Annotated in this window: 23 protein-coding genes; 7 read left to right on the forward strand and 16 right to left on the reverse strand. The window is 67.4% G+C overall.

The annotated features are described in order from the left end of the window. The first annotated feature begins 29 nt into the window (after nucleotides 1-29). The gene (locus tag MU553_RS17275) at nucleotides 30-389 is read left to right on the forward strand and encodes a group I truncated hemoglobin (protein ID WP_247379808.1); all 360 of its coding nucleotides are present in this window, start codon (nucleotides 30-32) and stop codon (nucleotides 387-389) included. Nucleotides 390-531: 142 nt separating this feature from the next. Then, the gene (gene glmM, locus MU553_RS17280; RefSeq protein ID WP_247379810.1) at nucleotides 532-1,896 is read left to right on the forward strand and encodes a phosphoglucosamine mutase; all 1,365 of its coding nucleotides are present in this window, start codon (nucleotides 532-534) and stop codon (nucleotides 1,894-1,896) included. 5 nt (nucleotides 1,897-1,901) lie between these two features. On the opposite strand, the gene MU553_RS17285 is transcribed toward glmM, so the two are convergent. From MU553_RS17285 to MU553_RS17310, 6 genes are all read right to left on the reverse strand, one after another. Beyond that, nucleotides 1,902-3,047 carry a DUF7118 family protein gene (locus MU553_RS17285; protein WP_247379813.1) on the reverse strand — a complete coding sequence of 382 codons (1,146 nt, stop codon included), beginning with the start codon at nucleotides 3,045-3,047 and terminating at the stop codon, nucleotides 1,902-1,904. Then, on the reverse strand, nucleotides 3,040-3,414 hold the full coding sequence (hisI, locus tag MU553_RS17290) for a phosphoribosyl-AMP cyclohydrolase (RefSeq protein WP_247379815.1): 375 nt from the start codon (nucleotides 3,412-3,414) through the stop codon (nucleotides 3,040-3,042). Before hisI ends, MU553_RS17285 begins: the two co-directional genes overlap by 8 nt. A gap of 46 nt (nucleotides 3,415-3,460) precedes the next feature. Beyond that, nucleotides 3,461-4,531: an A24 family peptidase gene (locus MU553_RS17295; RefSeq protein WP_247379817.1), complete on the reverse strand. Its 1,071-nt coding sequence runs from the start codon at nucleotides 4,529-4,531 to the stop codon at nucleotides 3,461-3,463. Nucleotides 4,532-4,601: 70 nt separating this feature from the next. Next, a complete protein-coding gene (gene fer / locus MU553_RS17300; RefSeq protein WP_247379820.1) occupies nucleotides 4,602-4,991 on the reverse strand; it encodes a ferredoxin Fer in 390 nt (129 codons plus the stop codon). A 100-nt stretch (nucleotides 4,992-5,091) separates the two neighbouring features. Beyond that, on the reverse strand, nucleotides 5,092-6,303 hold the full coding sequence (locus MU553_RS17305; RefSeq protein ID WP_247379824.1) for an inorganic phosphate transporter: 1,212 nt from the start codon (nucleotides 6,301-6,303) through the stop codon (nucleotides 5,092-5,094). A 71-nt stretch (nucleotides 6,304-6,374) separates the two neighbouring features. Beyond that, nucleotides 6,375-7,043, reverse strand: a complete 669-nt coding sequence (locus tag MU553_RS17310) for a hypothetical protein (RefSeq protein ID WP_247379827.1) — start codon at nucleotides 7,041-7,043, stop codon at nucleotides 6,375-6,377. Nucleotides 7,044-7,145: 102 nt separating this feature from the next. Here MU553_RS17310 and MU553_RS17315 point away from each other — a divergent pair, with 102 nt between their 5' ends. Together MU553_RS17315 and hisA are read left to right on the forward strand one after the other, a co-directional pair. Then, nucleotides 7,146-7,940, forward strand: a complete 795-nt coding sequence (locus tag MU553_RS17315) for a DUF7537 family lipoprotein (protein WP_247379830.1) — start codon at nucleotides 7,146-7,148, stop codon at nucleotides 7,938-7,940. A gap of 64 nt (nucleotides 7,941-8,004) precedes the next feature. Further along, complete coding sequence (gene hisA, locus MU553_RS17320) at nucleotides 8,005-8,730, forward strand: 1-(5-phosphoribosyl)-5-[(5-phosphoribosylamino)methylideneamino]imidazole-4-carboxamide isomerase (protein ID WP_247380114.1); 726 nt, start codon at nucleotides 8,005-8,007, stop codon at nucleotides 8,728-8,730. Here hisA and MU553_RS17325 read toward each other — a convergent pair. Both MU553_RS17325 and MU553_RS17330 read right to left on the reverse strand, forming a co-directional pair. Beyond that, nucleotides 8,727-9,524, reverse strand: coding sequence for a rhodanese-like domain-containing protein (locus tag MU553_RS17325; RefSeq protein ID WP_247379832.1), 798 nt, complete (start codon nucleotides 9,522-9,524; stop codon nucleotides 8,727-8,729). The two genes, hisA and MU553_RS17325, sit on opposite strands and share 4 nt — an antisense overlap. A 68-nt stretch (nucleotides 9,525-9,592) precedes the next feature. After that, nucleotides 9,593-9,778: a hypothetical protein gene (locus MU553_RS17330; protein ID WP_247379835.1), complete on the reverse strand. Its 186-nt coding sequence runs from the start codon at nucleotides 9,776-9,778 to the stop codon at nucleotides 9,593-9,595. 170 nt (nucleotides 9,779-9,948) lie between these two features. On the opposite strand from MU553_RS17330, the gene hisB reads away from it, so the two are divergent. Next, nucleotides 9,949-10,536 (forward strand): imidazoleglycerol-phosphate dehydratase HisB, encoded by a 588-nt coding sequence (hisB, locus tag MU553_RS17335; RefSeq protein ID WP_247379837.1) that lies wholly within the window; start codon nucleotides 9,949-9,951, stop codon nucleotides 10,534-10,536. Between the two features lie 2 nt (nucleotides 10,537-10,538). On the opposite strand, the gene MU553_RS17340 is transcribed toward hisB, so the two are convergent. From MU553_RS17340 to MU553_RS17360, 5 genes are all read right to left on the reverse strand, one after another. Then, nucleotides 10,539-12,155: a long-chain-fatty-acid--CoA ligase gene (locus MU553_RS17340; protein ID WP_247379839.1), complete on the reverse strand. Its 1,617-nt coding sequence runs from the start codon at nucleotides 12,153-12,155 to the stop codon at nucleotides 10,539-10,541. A gap of 140 nt (nucleotides 12,156-12,295) precedes the next feature. Continuing rightward, nucleotides 12,296-13,096: a sulfite exporter TauE/SafE family protein gene (locus tag MU553_RS17345; RefSeq protein WP_247379842.1), complete on the reverse strand. Its 801-nt coding sequence runs from the start codon at nucleotides 13,094-13,096 to the stop codon at nucleotides 12,296-12,298. Between the two features lies 1 nt (nucleotide 13,097). Further along, nucleotides 13,098-13,844, reverse strand: coding sequence for an SCO family protein (locus tag MU553_RS17350; protein ID WP_247379845.1), 747 nt, complete (start codon nucleotides 13,842-13,844; stop codon nucleotides 13,098-13,100). A 65-nt stretch (nucleotides 13,845-13,909) separates the two neighbouring features. Then, entirely contained in the window at nucleotides 13,910-14,431 is a 522-nt protein-coding gene (locus MU553_RS17355) for a winged helix-turn-helix transcriptional regulator (protein ID WP_247379847.1), read from the reverse strand. Beyond that, a complete protein-coding gene (locus tag MU553_RS17360) occupies nucleotides 14,424-15,494 on the reverse strand; it encodes a sulfite exporter TauE/SafE family protein (protein ID WP_247379850.1) in 1,071 nt (356 codons plus the stop codon). Before MU553_RS17360 ends, MU553_RS17355 begins: the two co-directional genes overlap by 8 nt. 152 nt (nucleotides 15,495-15,646) lie before the next feature. Here MU553_RS17360 and trpY point away from each other — a divergent pair, with 152 nt between their 5' ends. Beyond that, entirely contained in the window at nucleotides 15,647-16,150 is a 504-nt protein-coding gene (gene trpY, locus MU553_RS17365; protein WP_247379853.1) for a TrpY family transcription regulator, read from the forward strand. Here trpY and MU553_RS17370 read toward each other — a convergent pair whose 3' ends face one another. Continuing rightward, nucleotides 16,151-17,539 (reverse strand): RAD55 family ATPase, encoded by a 1,389-nt coding sequence (locus MU553_RS17370; protein WP_247379856.1) that lies wholly within the window; start codon nucleotides 17,537-17,539, stop codon nucleotides 16,151-16,153. A 98-nt stretch (nucleotides 17,540-17,637) separates the two neighbouring features. Between MU553_RS17370 and MU553_RS17375 the strand changes: the two genes are divergently transcribed. Then, a complete protein-coding gene (locus MU553_RS17375; RefSeq protein ID WP_247379859.1) occupies nucleotides 17,638-18,240 on the forward strand; it encodes an IMPACT family protein in 603 nt (200 codons plus the stop codon). 8 nt (nucleotides 18,241-18,248) lie between these two features. Here the strand turns inward: MU553_RS17375 and MU553_RS17380 are convergent, their stop codons facing one another. Together MU553_RS17380 and upp are read right to left on the reverse strand one after the other, a co-directional pair. After that, complete coding sequence (locus tag MU553_RS17380; protein WP_247379862.1) at nucleotides 18,249-19,214, reverse strand: TAXI family TRAP transporter solute-binding subunit; 966 nt, start codon at nucleotides 19,212-19,214, stop codon at nucleotides 18,249-18,251. Nucleotides 19,215-19,406: 192 nt separating this feature from the next. Beyond that, nucleotides 19,407-20,081, reverse strand: a complete 675-nt coding sequence (upp, locus tag MU553_RS17385) for a uracil phosphoribosyltransferase (RefSeq protein ID WP_247379865.1) — start codon at nucleotides 20,079-20,081, stop codon at nucleotides 19,407-19,409. Nucleotides 20,082-20,156: the final 75 nt, after the last annotated feature.

Consider the following 20,156-nt stretch of genomic DNA (forward strand, 5'->3'; position numbering starts at 1 on the left):
GCCTCCTCTTTGAACGTCCTGTCGCAACGATGTCTCAATCGATCTACGGCGAAATCGGTGGCCGCGACGCAGTCGAAGCAGTCGTCTCGGACTTCTACGACGCCGTCCTCGCCGACGAGCGTATCAGCCACTACTTCGAGGACCAGGACATGGCGGAACTGCGCGCACACCAGATTCAGTTCATCAGTTCGGTCACGGGCGGACCAGTCGAGTACTCGGGTGCGGACATGCGCGAGGCCCACGCACACCTCGACCTCGACGAGCGCGACTTTCGGGCAGTGGCCGACCACCTCGAAGCGGCACTGCGGGCGAACGGCGTCGCCGATTCGAACGTGGAGCGGATTCTCGAACGCGTCGCGGATCTGAAAGCACCAATTCTCGATCAGTAGTCGCTCGCACGGCTCGTTGCCGGTCGTCCCTCGACGACGTGGGTGAGATACCGGTCGCACATCCGTTCTTTCACTGACACGTCCGTGTCGACGGCGGAGAAGTTGCAAAAGTTTAGTGGGGTCCCGCGCCGAGTCGCTGGTGATGGAAATCTTCGGGTCGAGTGGCGTCCGCGGGGTGGCAAACGAGTACCTCAACCCGGAGTTCGTCTGCCACATCGCCCAGGCCGCGGGGTCCGTCTGGAACACCGACCGCGCAGCGATCGCTCGCGATACCCGCGCGACCGGGCAGATGCTGGCCAATTCCGCGTCCAGCGGCCTCGCCAGCGTCGGCTGTGACGTCGACCGCCTCGGCGTCGTCCCGACGCCCGGCCTCCAGGCCTACTGCGAGGCCGAGAGCGTCCCCGGCCTCATGGTGACGGCCTCGCACAACCCGCCGGCGTACAACGGCGTGAAACTCATCGGGGCGAGTGGTGTGGAACTCTCCCTGGGCACGCTCGAACGCGTCGAAGAGCGCCTCCTCTCGGAGGACTACGCGACCGTCCCGTGGGACGAAACCGGCGCCGAGACGCGCGTCGAGAACGCGCGCCGGGCCTACGTCGACCAACTCCTGGCCGCAGTCGACCGCGACCGCATCGCCGACGGGAACCTCACGGTCGCGCTCGATCCCGGCCACGGCGCGGGCGCGCTCACCAGCCCGGATTTCTTCCGCGAACTCGGCTGTGAGGTCGTCACCGTCAACGCCCAAGAGGACGGTCACTTTCCGGGGCGTAATCCCGAACCGATCGCCGAGAACCTCGCAGACCTCGGGCGACTGGTCCGCGTGGCCGACGCCGACGTGGGGATCGCTCACGACGGGGACGCCGACCGCGCGATCTTCTTCGACGAACGCGGCGAGTTCGTCGAGGGCGACGCCGCACTCGCGGCGCTGGCGGCGGCTGAACTCGACGCTGGCGACGTGGCCGTCTCCGCGGTGAACGTCTCCCAGCGGCTGGTCGACGTCGCCGACGTCGCCGGTGCGGACCTGTCGCTGACGCCCATCGGCAGCACGAACATCATGACTCGCATCCGCGACCTCCAGGGCGAAGGGGAGTCGGTCCCGATCGCCGGCGAGGGCAACGGCGGCATCATCTTCCCGAACTACCGGATGACGCGCGACGGCGCCTACACCGCCGCGCGCTTCCTCGAACTCGTGGCCGAGCAGCCGGCCAGCGAGATCGTCGCCCCCTACGACGACTACCACCTGCTCCGGATGGACATCGAGTACGAGGACGACGGCCAGCGCCGCGCACTGCTCGACGCTGCCGAACGCGTCGCGACCGAGTCCGGCGCGACGCTGGACACCACGGACGGCTACCGCCTCGACTACGGGGACAGCTGGGTGCTCGCCCGCCCGAGCGGCACGGAACCGGTCGTCCGCATCTACGCCGAGTCCAGCGACCCCGGTCGTGCGGCCGACCTCGCAGAAGAGATGCACGAGGCGATGACCGACGCGAAAGCGCGGGCGTAACGCGCCTACGCGTCCGGCAGCTCCGCCAACGTCGCTTCCAACTGTTCTCTGGCCTCCCGCGTGTTCGCCAGTTTCTCGGCGACGGCACCGCTCGCGAGGCGCTCTCGCTGTTCCTCGGTGAGTTGCTCGCGGGCGCGGGCGCTCTGGCGCAGCCGTTCGAAGTCCTCGTCGCCGAGCAGGTCGCGAACGTCGCGGAGCCGTTCGATCACGTCGTCGGCTGCGAACCGGCCGACGACCTGGACCAGTTCCCGGATGCGCCACTGGAGTTCCGCGGCCGGCTTCGGCGGCCACTCGATCTGGAGCGGGCCGGCGTCGAGCCGTCGGAGGTACGTCTGGCTGGTCGCGACGTTGCGCTTGAGTGCGTCGGCGTCGTCGACGTAGTGGTCGAGCTTCGATTTCGAGTAGTCGGCGTACTCCTGGATCTGAGTGATCGATTCGGTCCCGGCCTCGGCGGTCTCGACGTACTCACGGAGGTCCGGCGGCGGGTCCCGATAGGGAACCAGCGGGAAGGCCGTCGTCGCCGCGACGAACGACAGCACGTCGCGGGCGCTCGCCTCCCGCTTGAACGTCTTGAACGCCTCGGCGATGGCGTCGTTGTAAGTCTCGATCGGCTCTCGAATGCGCTCGACGGGCGCGTCGAGGTCCGCGTCCCCCAGTCGCTGGAGCGATTCGAGGTCGTCGACCTGTTCGCCGAGTTCGCGCACGCGCCGGCGCGCTCGTTTGCGAAGCTTCCGATACCGACTCTTCGTGGCGTCTCGCTCCGTGAGCAGCGCTACGTCGTCGGCGACTGGCGAGAGGATCTCACGTGCCTGCGCGAAGTCCGACTCGGTGAGCCGGCGCTGTTGCATCACGTCGTCGACCTCCTCGAACCGCTCGCGATGCGGGAGGTCGTCGGGCAGGTGGTCGATGAACTGCGCCATCGCTTCCTGGAACTCGATGAAGACCTTGAAATCGCCGTCCCCGGTCGCTTCCTCCTCGTAGCGGTCGAACAGCGACTGCAACTCCTCGTAGTGGTCGGCGATCCGCTGGAGCTGTGCCTCGTCGCGCTCGTCGACCCGGGCCGTCGCCCGCTCGTAGGCGTCGTGTGCGGCGTCCAGGTCAGCGATCAGTTCGGCGACGTCGTCGCGGTCGGTCGCCGGGTCGTCACTCATCGTAGACGTCGTCGGGATCGAACACCTGTTCGCCGACGACGTCACCCTCGATGGTCCGATAGAAACACGACTCGTAGCCAGTGTGACAGGCGCCGCCGGTCTGTTCGACGACGTACAGCAGCGCGTCGCCGTCGCAGTCGACCCGAATCTCCTCGACCTCCTGAACGTGCCCGCTCGATCCCCCTTTCTGCCAGAGTTCGTCGCGGCTGCGCGAGTAGTAGTGCGCGAGGCCGGTCTCGCGCGTTCGCTCGACTGCCTCCTCGGTGACGTAGGCGAGCATCAACACCGCCCCCGACGAGGCGTCCTGTGCGACCGCTGGCAACAGTTCCTGCTCGTCGAAGGCCAACTCGACGTCCGTTTCGTCCATACCCCTCCTGTCTCCCTTCCGGCCGATATGTCTTGTGTCGGGTCCCCTAGAAGCCCATGGTGCCGATGAGTGCGTAGAGGACGTCCCCGTACACTAGGCTGACCACCAGACCGACGAACATCGGGACGAGGAAGGGCACGCCCGGCGTGAGCCAGACGGTGTCTTCGGTGGTCAGCACCTCCAGCCCACCGCGGAGTTCCTCGGCCGACGTGCCGTAGGCCGTCCCCGGAATGTCGTCGAGGAACGCCTCGGCGCCCCACGGGTCGTCTGCGGTCTCGAACTCGGGGATCACTGCCCGGTCCCGCCGCTCGGCCAGTCCGTCCGCGTCGGGCGTCGATCGCTCCTCTTTCACTGATTTGCCCCCGTCAGTCACGGGAATCGACCCGTCGCCGGCGGGATTCGGGTCCTCGGGAAGCGTGGTGGGATCACGGTAGTGGTCGGGGTTCTCGCGCACCTCGGCGAGGGTCACGCCGCGCCACCGGAGGTACATCCGGAGGGCGTCCAGGTCGAGGCCGCCGCGCGTGAACCCGTCGGGATTCTCCAGGAGGCGGCCGTACTCCTCGGTGGCCGCGTCCCAGGTGATGGGCCGGCCGACGAACATCGCCTTCCCGACGTGGCCGCCCAGGGCGTTCCGCACCATCAGCACGAACGGGTAGGCGATGCCGATGACGACCGTGTTCGAGAGGACGGTCATCGAGAACACGCCGAGCGTCGGGACGACCTGCGGGAACGCCATCGTCGGCAGGAAGTACGTCGGGTAGGTCGGGAACAGCAGCGCCAGGGTGATGAGCCCCTTCGCGTCGGCGCCGCCGAAGCCGCCGAGCCACCAGAAGCCGTAGGCTAGTGGGACGATGAACCCGACGCTGAACAGCACGCGGAAGAGAAAGCGCGCCTCGTTGACGTAGGTCATCGTGCTGCCGGTGTAGACGAGCCACCCCTCCCAGGCGAGCGTGAGCACGCCGAGGACGAGCAGCGGCAACCACGTCTGGTTGGGGACGCGCCGCGTTCGGATGTCGAGCCAGGCGGCCCACCCGAACACGGGGACGGCGAGAAGGCGCAACAGATCGGGCGCAGAGCCGAGCGACGACAGCTCGGATGCGAGGTCAAGCGAGAGCACGTTCGCCCGGTGCCGCGGCTAGACATTAGCGTTTGCGGCAATGTGCGATCCCGAAAAGGCGAGAACCGCGTTAGATGACGCGGTTCTGCAGGTAGTCGAGGTGCTTTGCGTTGTAGACGATCTTGACCTCGTCGGCGTCGGGGCTGCCGATGCAGGTCAGGCGGACGTTCTTGTCTTCGACCTCTTCGTCCGAGAGGATCTGCTGCATGTCCATGTCGATTTCGCCTTCGACGACGATGGCAGCGCAGTTCGCACAGGCGCCGGCGCGGCACGAGAAGGGCCAGTCGTAGCCCTGTGCCTCGGCGGCTTCGAGGATGTACTCGCCTTCGTTGACCTCGAGAACACCGTAGTCCTCGTCGTCGAGGCCGGCGTCTGCCGCCTCCTCGAAGGTCCCCTCGTCGTACATGTCCCAGCCGTGATCGTCCAGTACTTCGTAATTAAGGTACTCTACCGTGGGCATCAACGTGACCGTTCGACCCCCTGACTGTTAGACTTTGCTGTTCCTGAGCCTCGCTCGCGGAAAAAATGATGACAAACACACCTGCAATCCGGGCGAACAGTTAAAAGAGCGGGACGAACCGGAAGATAAGGTACGAGGCCGCGGTCGCGATCCCCGGCACGATGTTCTGGAGGAACACGACCCGCGCGGTCGTCGACGGCTCGAACAGGTCGGCCGCCTTCGGGATGTCCTCCGATTCCTCCTCGCCGATGGGCTTGCGATCCGTCTCGCTCGGGGTCCCTCCTTCGCCGCCGACCGTCGGCGCGTCGTCCGCGTCGGCAGTCAGCGCGCCGACCGAGACGTCCACCTCTTTCCCACCGCTTTTGACCGTCTCGGAGAGTTTGACCGTCCGGGTCGCTCGCCCCCAGCCCAGGCCGACGATGCTCATCGTCGCGATGATGACGAAACTCGCCGGGATGCCCAGCGCCGAGAGGAAAGTCACCAGCGTCGAACTCACGGTCGCCACGACGAGCGCGGCCAGAATGGGCAGATCCGTCAGGTCGTTCCCCACCGTGTCCATCGTCCGCCGGGCGATGGTGAACGCACCGAGGCCGATCGCTGCTCCCCCGAGCAGGATACCGTCGATGAGTCCCAGTTGGTTACTGCCGACTAGGGGCGCGACGGCGTTGGCGACGTTCGACGCCCCGGCCGAGAACGCCATGTAACAACCGATGAGGATGACCAGCACCGTTCCGATGAACTCCCGCTGTGTCGTCCCCGGGCCGAGCGTCGGCCGGGGCACGGCGCCCGAGCGGTCGACTGCCAGCAGCGACCCCTCCGACTGGGTGATTGCGAACCACTCGACCAGTCGCGGGTAGAAGTACCGGCCGACGACGCCGCTCACCCAGAACGCCGCCAGCGGGGAGACCAGCCACCAGGAGACGATCTCTCCCATCTTCGCCCAGTTGAGCGTCCCCTGGGCCAGGCCCAGGCCGGCGATGGCTCCCACGGCCGTCATCGAGGTGGAGGCGGGGACGCCGACGATGTTCGAGAGGAACAGGGCGAACCCGATGAAGAACAACACGGCGATCGAGGCCTCGATGGTGAACGCGCTCTGGGGGACGATTTCCCCGCCCATCGTCTTGACGACCTCGGTGCCGACGGTGATGCCGCCCAGCAGCGCGAACACCGTCATCAGAACAGCGGCCCCGAACTTCGAGATCGTCTTCGCACCGACGGCGGGCCCGAACGCGACGCCCGTCGACGACCCGCCGATGTTGAACCCCACGAAGACAGCGACGAGAAGGCCGATTGCCAGCAGTACCGATACCATATTACTGCGTGTGGTTCCCGGCGGTTAAACGGTGGCGTTTAGCCACCTCGCACCGCCCCGCCGGCTCACGATCACTCCCCGGTTGCGTCGCCCGGCTCGTCGACCGCGTCCGGGTCCGGCTCGCCCGGCAGCCGTTCCCGCTCGGAGGCCAGTTCGTCGCTCACGTCTTCGGTCGTCTTCTTGACGTCCTCGCTTTGGGCTTTGGCGTCGGCCGTCTCCGCGCGGAGGCTGGCGGCTTCGTCGCGCAACTGACTCGCCTGTGCTGCGAGTTCGTCTTGCGTCTTTCCCTCGATCTGGCCAACGTCGGCTTCGGTCGCCGTCTCGGCCAGCGTCTCGGCGGCCGATTCCAGTTTGTCAGCCCGCGCTTCCAGTTCGTCGGCAGTCGTCGCCAGTTCGTCGGCGGTGTCGGTCACCTCGCCGGCGTGTGCTTCGAGCGTCGCCGCCTGCGTGGCGACGTTGGTCGACTCCCGGTCGAGGACGCGTGCGAGGACGAGGAGTTGCAGGGTGCCGACGACGACGAACGCCGCGATGGCGATCGCGCCGGCCGTTTCCAGCACCGCGACGGTCCCGGGTGCTACGTCGACGCTGCCGACTCTGACGACGGCGTTCGCGAGAACGAGCACCACCGTCACCAGCACCACTGCGCGGACGAACTGCCGGTACAATCGCGCGTGGCTGCCGAACATGAGCCGTTCGAGCGCCCGACCGAGCCAGCGGAGTCCCGGGACTTGCGGTGTCATTGCCCGCAGGTGTCGCCCGGGCGTGAAAAGCCTTTGTCCGGACCGCACACGATGTCACCCGTTTACAAAAAACCCATATCGGATGTTTGCAACGGGATTCTCATGGAACGGAAACAGGTTCTCGCCTGTCTCGCGGTCGCCGTGCTCGCGTTCGGTGCGGGGTGTAGCGGGTTCCTCGGCAACTCCGAGTCCACCGCGACGCCCGGAACGGGAACCGACGCGACGGAATCACAGCGGCCCGTCGCGGTCGACGGCTCGCTCGACGCGACCGCCCTGTTCGCCATGCACAACGACACCGTGCGGTCGGCGGAGACGTTCACGCAAGTGGGCACTGTCGGTGGTGTGTTCGACACCACGATGCGTGCTAACGTCTCGTCCGGTGAAGTCCGCGCCACGATCGAGCGATCCGGGGGACGCAACTCGACTGCCGTCTACGTCGACGAGACCGGGACGCAGTACTCGCGAGTGGTGACCGCGAGCGGAACGGAGTACTACGTCACCGATGGACTGAACGACGGGCCGGACGACCTCTGGAAGGTCACCGCCCGGCCCGACGAGAACCCGATCGGCTCGGCGACGATTCGCGCGATCACGGCGACCAACTGGACCGTCCAGGGGAACACTACCTCCGAGGGAACGACGCTCCTCCGGTTCACCGCGAGCGGTCTCGACGCGACGGACCGGTACGACGCCGCGACCGCGTCGTCGTTCACCGCCGAACTCCTGGTCGAACCCGGCCGCGGAATCCGGAAACTGAACGAGACGGTCACCCGACCCGGAGAGAACGGATCGACGAAGCGATTCAGCATCGTCGTCGAGTACACCGACTTCGACACGACAGCCGTCGACGCGCCCGACTGGACCGACGAGGCGCGCGCGCAGGCGGCCGACGGCTGACTCGCGAGCCGCCCGCCGACAGCGAACCGATATGTTTTCCGCCGCCGGCGTCACAGGTGCTGGCATGTTCCCCGAGTTCGAGGTCGTCCCCGCCGTCGACATGCAGGACGGGCAGGTCGTCCAGCTGGTCGGTGGCGAGCGCGGCACCGAGACGACGTACGGCGATCCCGTCGAAGCCGCCGAGCGCTGGGTCGACGCCGGCGCGCGGACGCTCCACCTGGTCGATCTCGACGGTGCCTTCGAAGGCGAACGACAGAACGCACCCGCCGTCGACGCCATCCTCGACGCGGTCGACGTGCCGGTCCAGCTCGGCGGCGGCATCCGCACCGTCGACGACGCGACCGACCTGCTCGCGCGCGGCCTCGATCGCGTCATTCTCGGCACGGCAGCCGTCGAGAACCCCGAGATCGTCGCCGACATCAGCGAGGAGTACCCCGGCTCGGTGACGGTCAGTCTCGACGCGAAAGACGGCGAGGTCGTCGTCTCGGGCTGGACCGAGAGCACCGGTCTCGATCCTGCCGACGCGGCCGAGCGCTACGAGGATCTGGGTGCCGGCGCGATCCTCTTCACCGACGTCGACGTCGAGGGGCAACTCGAAGGCGTCCGCACCGACCCGGTCCGGCGCGTCGTCGAAGCCGTCGACATCCCCGTCGTCGCCAGCGGTGGCGTCGCGACCATCGACGACGTGGTCGCGCTCAAGAACGCCGGTGCCAGCGCCGTCGTCGTCGGGAGCGCCCTCTACGAGGGACAGTTCACGCTCGACGAAGCGATGGCCGCGGTCGACGACTAGCGCCGGGCGTCCGCGGGCGTCACGCGGTCGCTCGTGAGGTCGCCCAGCGGTTGCTCGACGGTGTAGGACGGCGTCTCGACCCGGATGGACGAGTCGTCGGTCACGTCACTGAAGTGCAACTGCAGTTCGTAGCTGCCGTCGGCGGCGATGGGCGCGGCTTCGCGCTGGCCGGTGGGGTCGTGCCACGCCCAGGCGTCGCCGCCGGCGTCCGCCGGGGCCGTTTCGCCGCGGATCAGGCGCTTGGGCGGACGGGTGGCGACCTGCTGGCCGTTCATCGGATACTCCCGCTCGTGCCACTCGCCGAACCCCTCGTCCAGGGCGAACACGTTCTCGTAGCCAGCGTCGATGAGCGTCTCGGCGCGCATCGAGGAGAGGTGGTGCGGGCAGCCGCAGTAGGTGACGATGAAGTCGTCTGTCGGCCAGTTTTCGACCGTGCCGAGCGGCGTCTCGACCGAACTCAGCACCGCGCCGCGGACGTGGGATCGCTGATAGCTCAGCTGGCCGCGCGCGTCCGCGAACCGCGCTGCGCGTGCGGTGTACCAGTCGTAGGCGACGTCGATGGGGACCAGCGAAATCGTCGTTCCGTTGCGGTCGAGCGTGTCGAAGGAACTCGGATCGACGGTGGAGGGCGGCGCGCTCCCGTCGGCTACGTCGGCAGGCGGGCAGCCGCCCGTCTCGTTTCCGGTGCAGGCGGCTGACGCCCGGATCGTCGACCCGGAGTTCCCACCGAGTCCGAGACACCCGGTGAGTCCAGTTGTGATACCCAGGGCAGCGAGGTACCGGCGGCGGTTCATCGCCTAGTATTCTGCAACCGAGTCACAAAAACGCTGGTACACCCAGCAATCGGCTGAGGGGTACTCGGTCAGAGTTGTTCGCGACGACCGTGCGACTGCTTGACGTTCGGCCGACGGCTCCCGATGTGGGGCAGCAAGAGCAGGTACGTTCCCGCGGCGACCAGTAGCGCGCCCAGCGGGACGGTCGTCATCGTGTTGAACAGGAGCACCCCTGTCAGCAGTACCAGAACCGCGACCGCACTTCGCTTGCCCATGGCTCCCCGTTTGCGATTGTTCCCCATATAGCTATGTCAGACGATCGTCATCCTCGCGTCATCGTCCCGCCGCCCGCGTGCGGTTCGCTCCTGACGGGGGTGGCGCTGGGCTGTGCGACGGCGGCTGGACGAGCGGAATCACCTTATGGCAGGACTGTCTTGAGAGAGGTATGACCGAGCGGACTGGGGCAGTGACGCGCGAGACCGCCGAGACGGAGATCGAGGTCACGCTGGCCCTCGACGGCGACGGCGACGCGACGGTAGACACCGGGATCGGCTTCTTCGACCACATGCTGGAATCGTTCGCCAAACACGGCCTGTTCGACGTGACCGTCCAGTGCGACGGCGATCTGGAGATCGACGATCACCACACCATCGAGGACGTGGCGATCACGCTCGGCCAGGCCATCGACGAGGCGCTGGGCGACAAGCGGGGCATCCGCCGCTACGCCGACCGGAAGGTCCCGCTCGACGAGGCCGTCGCCGAGGTCGTCGTCGACGTCTCGGGCCGGCCGTACTTCGCGTTCGACGGCGCGTTCGCCCAGGAACGAGTCGGCGAGTTCACGAGCCACATGGGCAAACACTTCCTGCGCTCGCTGTCGACCAACGCCGGCCTGACGCTGCACGCCAGCGTCACCGGCGAGAACGCTCACCACCAGATCGAGGCGCTGTTCAAGAGTCTCGCCCGCGCGCTCGACGACGCCACGCGGATCGACGAGCGACGGAGCGACACGCCGAGCACGAAAGGCGAACTGTAGGGTTATCCCTGGCCGACCATCTGGTCTTCGTCGTCCCACTCGCGCTGGCGGAGTTCGTACTTCTGAACTTTCCCGGTGGCAGTCGTCGGAATCTCGTCGACGAACTCGAACTCGTGGACGGCCTTGTAGCCGGCCAGGCGCTCTTTCGTGTACTCCGTGAGTTCCTCTGGCGTGACGCCCGGGTTCTCCGTATCACCGTTCGCGGGGATGACGTACGCTTTGGGCGTCTCGCCCCACTCCTCGCTCGGCGCCGGGATGACGGCGACGCTGCCGACGGCGTCGTGGTCGAACAGCGTGTCCTCCAGTTCGACCGAGGAGATGTTCTCCCCGCCGGAGATGATGATGTCCTTCTTGCGGTCCTGGATGGAGATCATGCCGTCCTCGTTGACCACCGCGAGGTCGCCCGTGTGGAACCAGCCGTCGAGGCGGTCGTGGAACGCGTCCTCGGTCTCTTCGGGTTTGTTCCAGTAGCGCTCCATCACCTGGTTGCCGCGGACGACGACTTCGCCGATGGTCTCGTCGTCGCGGGGGACGTCCTCGCCGTCCTCGTCGACGACGCGGAGTTCCGTGCCGATCGGGGCGATGCCCTGGCGCTGCTTGAGGGAGAACCGCAGGCCGCCCTCGTCGGGGATTAGCCGGCGGGCGTCGGACGTGGCGATGAGCGGGCCGGTCTCGGTCGCGCCGTACAGCTGGGTGAACTCCCAGCCGAACTCGTTTTCGGTGTGGCGGATCGTCGCGCTCGGCGGCGCGCTCCCGGCGGCGGTCACGCGCACCGGGTTGTCACCGCTGTACGCCGGGTCGTTCTCTTCGGCGTACTCTTTCAGCATCGAGAGCACCGTCGGCGCACCGCAGAGGAACGAGACGTCCTCGGTCGCGATGGCGTCGAACACGTCCTCGGCCTCCACGCCGCGCGTGCAGACGTGTTTCGCGCCGCGGCCGGTGACGGCGTAGATGTGGCCCCAGCCGTTGACGTGGAACATCGGCAGCGTCCACAGGTAGACGTCGTCGTCGGTGAGGTGGTGGTGGATCGTCACCAACTGGGCGTGGAGCGACTCGGTGCGGTGGGTCCGACAGACGCCCTTCGGGTCGCCGGTGGTGCCCGACGTGTAGTTGATGGTGATGACGTCGTCCTCGGACATCTCCGGGCGCTCGTAGTCGGCGGGGTCGGCGTCGTCGAGGAACGCCTCGAAGTCCAGCCAGTCGCCGTCGATGGCCGCGGGGTCGTTCGTCACGAACACGTCGGCGGGCACTTCCTCACGGATCGCCTCGATCTTGCTGGCGTACTCGTAGTCGGCGTAGACGACGTCACACCCGGAGTCGGCGAGCAGGTACTCGTAGTCCTCGGGCGTGAGCCGGTAGTTCAGCGGCACGTGAATCGCGCCGGTCTGCATCGCCCCGAAGGCGGCTTCGAGGTGGTAGTGTGTGTTCGGATCGAGGACCGCGACGCGGTCGCCCTTCTCGACGCCGCGCGCCTGGAGCGCGGCCGAGAACCGGTCGACGCGGTCACCGAACTCGTCGTAGGTGAACCGCTCACCGTCGGTGCCGACGATGGCTTCGTAATCGCCGTAGTACGTTCGGGCGCGGTCGAGAAAGTCCGTCACGAGCAATTGTTTTTTCATTCATGAGGGACTCGACGCTCGAACGAACTAAACGCTACGCTTGCAACTTCGATCCGACAATTGGGAGTAACTTACGGATTAGAGTCAAATAATTGCACTTTAGTTGTAGAATAGAACCAACACACTCGCGGCGTGCGTTCTCAGGCTGGCAGACAGTACTGTGCCGCGCCGATGAGCGTGTCGATGGGCTGGTAGATGAGGTCGTGAATCGGCGGGTACGGAACGGGCACGCCGAGCAGGACGAGGCCGTGCGAGAGGGGAAGGTACCCGAGCACGAGGAACGCGACGCCGAGGCCGCGGTGGACGCGCCCCAGCCACTGTTTCGGCGCGGCGTTGACGACCGTCCCGTACACGAACAGCGACGGGAACGTTCCCGCGCCGAGGACGCCGAGCGCGACCGCTCCTTCGACGGGGTCGCCCCGTGCCAGCGCGTAGAGGTACGCCGGGAACAGGAGTGGACAGGGGAGCGCGGCGTGCAGTGCGCCCAGGCCGAGGATACGCGGCCCCTCGACCCAGGTGTCGACCCGCGCGGTGAGTTTGGCCGCGACGCCGCCGGCAGCCTCGATGCGCGCCAGCGGCCCGCCCGCGCCGCCGCGGAGGTAGCTCACGCCGACGAGAACCACCACCGTCCCGACGACGACGCCGACGACCGCGCGGACGCCGTTGGCCGCCTGGGCGATGGCCGCCGCGTCGTAGACGACCGACCCGATCGCCCCCATGAGCCCGCCGACGAGCGCGTACGTCGCGGTGCGCCCGGTGTTAAAGAGCAGGTGCTGGCGGATCTCGCCGAACGAGACCGGCCCGTCGTCGCCCATCCGCGAGGCGTACATCGTCACGAGCGGGCCGCACATCCCGAGACAGTGGGCGCCGCCGAGCAGGCCCACTGTGAAGAACACGACGAGTTCGAGCTGCGGGGCGAAGGCGTATGCGCCCCCGACCATCTCACTCCTCCCGCTCTCGCAGGGTGGCCAGGTCGCTCTGGACGTCCCTCCAGGTCACCGTGTCGCTCTGGGTGCTCTCGGAGCCGCCCGACGCGGCCGACAGCTTGTACGTCCGCTCGACGTAGCCCTGTTTGTTCGCCAGCAACACCACGCCCGAGTGGGCGAACATGTACATGTCCATGTTCTGGGGCGTCGTCTTGGTGAAGCTCACGCCGTAGGTTTCCTGCACGACCTCCTTGGCCCGCTGTTTGTTCTCCGGCCGGAGATACTCCCAGGTGCCGGTGTCGAGGTCGACGTTGTAGCTTTCGGCGTACTCGCGGAACCGCTCCGCGTCGTCGCGCGCGGGGTCGAAGGTGATCTCGGCGAACGCCACGCTGTCGGCGTAGTCGTTCTCGATCGCGTGGTCCTGTACGCCCTCCAGGATCGCGGTCAGCCGCGGACACATCGTCTGACAGTACGTGTAGATGAACGTCATCACGAGGTCCTGGCCCGCGTAGTCGTCCGGAATCGACCGCGTCTCGTCAGCGAGCGCAGCCGGGACGCTCGCCGAGGGTACCTTGTCGCCGTGGGTCGGGAAGGGAAGCGCGTCGGCGTTGCCGCCCCAGTCTTTCGCGTCGAGATAGGTGTTCCCGTCACTGGCGCTCCCACCGCTTCCGCCCAAGATGTTCGAACAACCGGCGAGGCTAGCGAGCGTGCCGGCACCGATGGTCCCGAGCACTGATCGCCGCGAGAGAGGTGACCGCGTCATGCCCGTAGCTTCGACTCGCCCCTCTTTAATGCTGTAGTACGTTCCTCGAACGCGGGACTGCGTGGTCACCCGCTCGCGTCTTCGAGCAGTCCGTCGACCAGGCGCATGAACCGGTCGACGAAGCGCTCGGCGTACGTCGGGGCGACTTCGGCCAGCAACAGCGCGGTCTCCTGGGGCCGTTCGAGATAGAGCGTGACGCGACCCCGGTCGTCGCGGCGTTTCTCGACCACCTCGCGCTCGACCAGGCGATCGAGGTGGTACTCCAGTGTGGAGCGCGCGACGCCCATCTCGTCGGCGAGCGCGCCCGGACGGCGGCCGTCCTTGGCCAGCAGCGCGGCGACCAGCTCCCGCGTGGTCTCGCGTCGGAGCAGCGCGATGGTGCCTTTCTCCCACTCGTCGTAGCCCGTCGGGTAGTAGTGGGTCTGGCCGTACAGCGAGACCCGTTCGAGGTCGCCGTTGCGCACCAGCCGCGAGACGTGGTGCTGGACCTGGCCCGTCGCCTGGTCGAGCGCGTCGACGATGCCGCGGAAGTGACTCCCCGGGTGTTCGCGGACGTACTGGTCGACCTCCGTTCGGGAGCTAGTCATGGCTCACCTCCTCGTCACGCTCCTCGGCAGGGGGCCGGCGCGCGACCGTGTGGGCGGCTGCCGCGAGCAAGATGACGATCGTAGCGTCCGCGAGCAAATCCACCTGTCGATCCACCGCCGGGACCAGCACGTCGGCGGCGACCAGCCGGCCCACCAGCACTTGCCCGGCGAACGCGAGCAACGCCAGGACGACGAACAGGTACGCGAGCGAGCGTCGCCGCACCAGCGCGGTCACGCCGACGCCGAGCAACAACAGGGACCCGACAACGGCGATCGGCATCGCGACGACGACCGGCAGATTCGTTGCTCCGACCGAAACGGTGGGAACGGTGACCAGGCGTCCCACCGGCAACCCGAGCGAGCCCAGCCCCGCCAGGACCGTGCCGGCACCGAGCAGCAGGAAGGCGCCGCCGACCGCGCGGGCACCGACGCGACCGAGTCGAACGGAATTCACGACGAGTCCGAACGCGAGCAGCGCTGGGAGCGTACCGAGTCCGAGCGCCGCGAGCGCCGCGGCCCCGCCGAGCGGGTCGCCGAGCGCGAACGCGTAGAGGTACGCCGGGTACAACAGGGGACACGGGAACAGTCCGTGTGCGAACCCCAGCGCGGCGGTCCGTGGCCCGCCGAGCCAGGCGTCGAGGCGGCGACGAACCGTCCGGCTCACCCGGCCCAGCGGTGCCCAGAGCGTCTGTGCGTTTCCAGCGAGCAGCGGGTTCGGCGTCCCCGCGAGGTGGGCGAGTCCCGACGCCGCGACGACGAGACCGACGACGACGCCGACGACGCCGCGAAGCGCCCCGAACGGTGCCGGGAACGTGCCGACCGCACCGGCGACGAGGCTGCCGGCGAGACCGAACACCCCGCCGAGCAGCGCGTAACTGCCCGTCCGGCCGAGATTGAACAGGGCGTGCTGTCCGAGCGCGCGACGCCGACCGTCTGGCATGCGATCCGCGTACAGCGAGACGAGCGGGCCACACATCCCGACGCAGTGGCCACTCCCGAGAAACCCCACGAGCGCGAACAGTCCGAGCGTGACCGGCGTCTGTTCCAGACCCGTCCCGACCATACCGTCACTCCGCACCCGACACCCAGAAAGCCCCGCTCCGTTCTCACCTTCGAGGAACGTACTCCAGCATTTAAGTCCGCGACGAAGGTTAGCGTGTCCGCTCGGCTGCGGCGAACCAAACGGATATACCCGCTGCGTCCGTCGATGCCCGCATGTTCGAGGACATTATGGAGAAGTTCGAGGGCAGCCCGAGTCAGCAGGCTGTCATCCGGCTGCTGCTCGAACGCGGGTTCTCCGTCAACGACGAGGGGCGGGTCGTCTCCGGCGGGATCGAGATCCCCAACACCGGCATCGCCCGGGAGATCGGCGTCGACCGCCGCGTCGTCGACTCGACCACCGACGCCATCCTCGAGGACCCCGAACTCCGCCGCATCTTCCAGAACATCTCCCAGATTCCCAGCCTGATGGATCTCGCGCCGGTGCTTGACCTGAACGTGCTCACCGTCGACGTCATCGACACCGAGCAGCCGGGCATCGTCGCCGAGATCACCGGCCTCATCTCCGAGGAAGGCATCTCGATGCGCCAGACCGTCAGCGAAGACCCCGAGTTCGCCGTCGACCCCAAACTGTACATCATCACCGAGACGGAACTCCCGGGCCACCTCATCAACGAGATCCGGAACCTGGAGTACGTCAGGAAGATCGAACTGCAGTGACTACCGCAGTTCGACGTAGGGCGGTGCTTCGCGCGGCTCCACGACGCGGGCGTGACCGGGCGTTCCGGCGGGAGACTTCGGCACCGAGAGGTACTGGAGTTGGTCGGCGCCCCGCCAGGTCCGGATGACCTGGTCGGCCGCGCCAGCGAAGAAACTGGTGAGGCGATCGCCGATCACCTCCCGATCGACGGTCAACACGAGCGTCAAGGTGTAGGCGTCGTCGTTCATGAGGTTCCCGCTCGTCCAGTAGAACAGCTGTCTGGCCTGATTCGCGTCGACCAGGTGCTGGAGCGTCGCCTGTTCGAGCACCGCCACCGCCTCGTCGACCTGCCCCCTGAGCCGGTCGACGAGCGTCCGAATCGCCTCCTGGACGCTCCCCTCGACTTCCTGGAGGACGACGTTCTCGCTGGGGAGCTCCGCCAGCGTCGGATCGTCCGGGCCGTGGCTGATCGGGTCGATCAGGTACAGCTGGTTGCGCTCCATCAGCTCCCGGACGGGACCGACCTGCTCGGCGAGCAATCCGTCGACGCGGTTACACAGTTCCCCGGGCGCCGTGATGAGGACGACGGGCCTGTCCTGTTCGACCGCCCGGGCGCACAGCGACGCGGTGATCGGCCAGTGGTCGGCGGTTCCCTCGTGTTCGAAGACGGTCGTCCCGCCGCGGACGAATCCCCCCGTCAGCTCGTCGAACGACGTGATGCCCGTCCGGAAGGGCCGCTCGCTCGTCGCCCACTCCCGGGCGGCGACCGTGACGCCGTCGTCGTCGTGGGCGAGCGCGTGCCGGCGCGTGTCGTGGTCGACGCCGCGGAGTTTCTGGACGCGAAGGAACGTGCGTGCGTCCCCTTCGACCTCCTCGCGCCAACAGCTGAGGACGCCGTGAGCGGCCCGGTCCAGGTCACTCGACTCGTCTCTCGTCGTGGTTAGCAGTGCCGTGGCGTCGTGGGCGTCGAGCCGTTCGAGCAGCCGGAACAGCCCTTCGCGGCCCCGCTGGCGGTCCGGAGCGACGTGGACCAGCCCGGGTGCCCCGTCGACGACGACCCGGTCCCAGTCGGCCTCGGTGAGGCGCTCGATGAGCGCCCCGTAGGCGGTCGTCGCCGTCTCGTCGGCGGTCTCGAACCGGACGCCGCCGCGCTCGTCCTCGCGGTGTGCGGCGGCGACCGTGAGCCCGTCCGCTTCGGGCAGCGACAGCGACGACCTGACGACCTCGCGCGGCTCGTCGGTCGTGACGTACAGACAGTCCTCGGCGGCGGCCAGCCCGGCGTCGAGAAACTGGACCGCGAGTCGGCTCTTGCCGACGCCGGACCGGCCCCGGACCAGGAGCGTCCGCCCGTCCGGGATGCCCCCACCCAGCATCTCGTCGAGTGTCGCATCACCTGTCGAACACGGCATACTAGGTACGTGTTCTCATCGCACATATAAGCACGCCTTCACTTCGCCGGGTCGGCGATCGCGAAACCCGTATCACAGTTCCGCTCGAACGGACGGCCGTGACCGACAGCTACCGGACGCTCGCCGGCCGCGGTGAGGCCGCCTTCGAGATCTCCGGCTCGGAGTTCATCGGCCACGCGGCCCCCGTCACCGACGTGGACGCCGCCGAGGCGTTCATCGCCGAGGTCTCGGCCGAATACGACGACGCCACCCACAACGTTCCGGCCTACCGCATCCGCGCGGAGCCGCTCAAAGAGTGGGCGAGCGACGCCGACGAGCCGACCGGTTCGGCGGGCAAACCGTCGCTGAACGTCCTCCAGCAGGAGGACCTGGAGAACGTCGCGGTGGTCGTCACCCGGTACTACGGCGGGACGAAACTCGGCGTCGGCGGCCTCGCCCGAGCGTACGCTCGCGGGGTCAAGGAGGCGATCGACGCCGCCGGCATCGTCGAGGAGCGGCCCCACGAGGAGTTCGCCGTCACCGTCGAGTACGACGACTCGGGGACCGTTCGCGGCATCTTAGAGTCCTCACCCGGCGAGTTCGAGGCGGCCTACGAAGCCGCGGTCAGCTTCGCCGTCCGGATTCCCGTCGAGGACGCGGCGGCCGTCCGGGATCGAATCCGAAGCGCGACCAGCGGCCGGGCGACCATCGAGCGGGAGTGACCCTCGGGCTACCGGAACACGAGGACCTGCTGGGCGCCGTCGTGGAGTTCGACCGAGCTCGGGATGTGCTCCCTGAACTCCTTTTTGTTCTTCCCGTTGATGTAGCCCCCGCGCGTCTTGATCTCCTCGTTCCCGGCGCTTTTGAGCATCCTGTCCGTGGTGATGGCGACGTTCTTCTTGCCCGCTTCCTCGCCCGCCAACAGGAGCGCCGGAATCCCCACTGTATCGATCATGTAGTTGGTACCATCGTAGATCCCTGCCGGAAGCTGTGCCTCGACGAACCAGTCGTTACTCTTGACCACGTTCGAGCGGACGCTCCCGCCCAGTTCGAGGAGCTTCAGGTCGGGCGCCGCCTCCGCGACGGGTTTGATCGGCCAGTCACCGATGGCGAACGTCACGTCTAACGACCCCTCCTGTAGCTTCGTCATCGCCGTCGACAGCCCGACGTTGCGCAAGCTGAACTCGGCGCCGGACTGGGTCAGGATCTGATTCGCGTTGGACGCTAACCGACTGTTCGTCTTCCCGACGTTCACCGTCGCGCCGGAGAGGTCGCTAACTTTCTCTGCCTGCAGGTCCGGCCGCGCTACGACCGTCACCGGCATCGGGTACAGCGACACCACTGCTCTGAGCTTCGTGTTTTTCGTACTGATCCCCTTCATCCCGGCCCCTTTCTTGGCGAACACGGCGGCGTCCGCGCCCGCGACGGCGAACTCGCCCGTTCCGTCGTTCAGGCGCTTGAGCGCCGTGGCCGCCGTCACGCCCTCTCGGAGCTTGAACTCCCGCGCGTCTCGCGTATTGAGGATCGAAACGAGTTCCTTGGACAGCTGTTTGTTCGTGTCTCCGTAGTACCAGTCTGTCGTTCCGTTGCCACCACCACCACCGCCGATACCGCCTCCCCCACACCCCGCGAGGGCAGCGGCACTGGCAGCGCAGCCAGCGGCGAGAAATTGACGTCGCGTCGACTCCCTCGACATGTATAATTTCTATTTGGTTTGTAGATATTAATATTATGTGGCAGAGTCGATATCCGCGATACTCGCCGCGGAGTCTCCGCAGACCTCCGTTTCGACTGCGCCGACAGTCCCGTTGCTGCACGGGGTTTCCAACTGAAACAAAGGGGTTGCGACGCCGCCCGACGAGTCGGGGTGCGCGGTCCGTCGCTCCCGTCAGGTCGTCCGGAACGCGCGGTCACCAGCATCGCCGAGGCCGGGAACGATAAATCCATCGTCATCGAGCCGGTCGTCGATACTGACCGTCACGACGTCCGCGGCCGGATACTGCTCGGTGACGCGTTCGATCCCCGGCGGCGCGCTCACAGCAGAGAGGACGAACAGCGCGTCCGGCGTGCCCGCGTCCAGCACCCGGTCGAGCACGGTGCACATCGTCGACCCCGTCGCCAGCATCGGGTCCGCGACGACGACCGTGTCCGACTCGGTGATCTCGGGGAGTTTCGCGTAGTCGATGTCGATCGGGAACTCGCCGTCGCTGTTCATCCCGGCGTCCTCGTTGCGCCCGGCGCTGATGACGCCCTGTTTGGCCGTCGGGAACGCTTTCAGCAGTCCCTCGACGAACGGCGTCGCCGCCCGGAGCACGTTGACGATGACCACGTCGTCCAGGCCGGAGACCCGTTCGCCCGTCGTCTCCGTGAGCGGCGTCTCGATCGGGACTTCCTCGGTCGCCATCGCCCCGTCGATGAGCTCGTACCCGCAGATGCGCCCCAGTTTCACCAGTCCCTTCCGGAAGGCTACCTGTTCCGTGTCGGCGCTCCTGAGCTCCGAGAGCGTGTGGCGCGCCAGCGCGTGCGTGACGACGTGCGCTGCTCCCCGTTGCTCGATGGTCATACGTGGGCTATCGACTGCTGTCGGCTTATACTTTCGAACCGTCCGAGGCGGCCGCCCGCGACGACGAGCCCGGTC

This window comes from Halorientalis brevis (assembly GCF_023077655.1).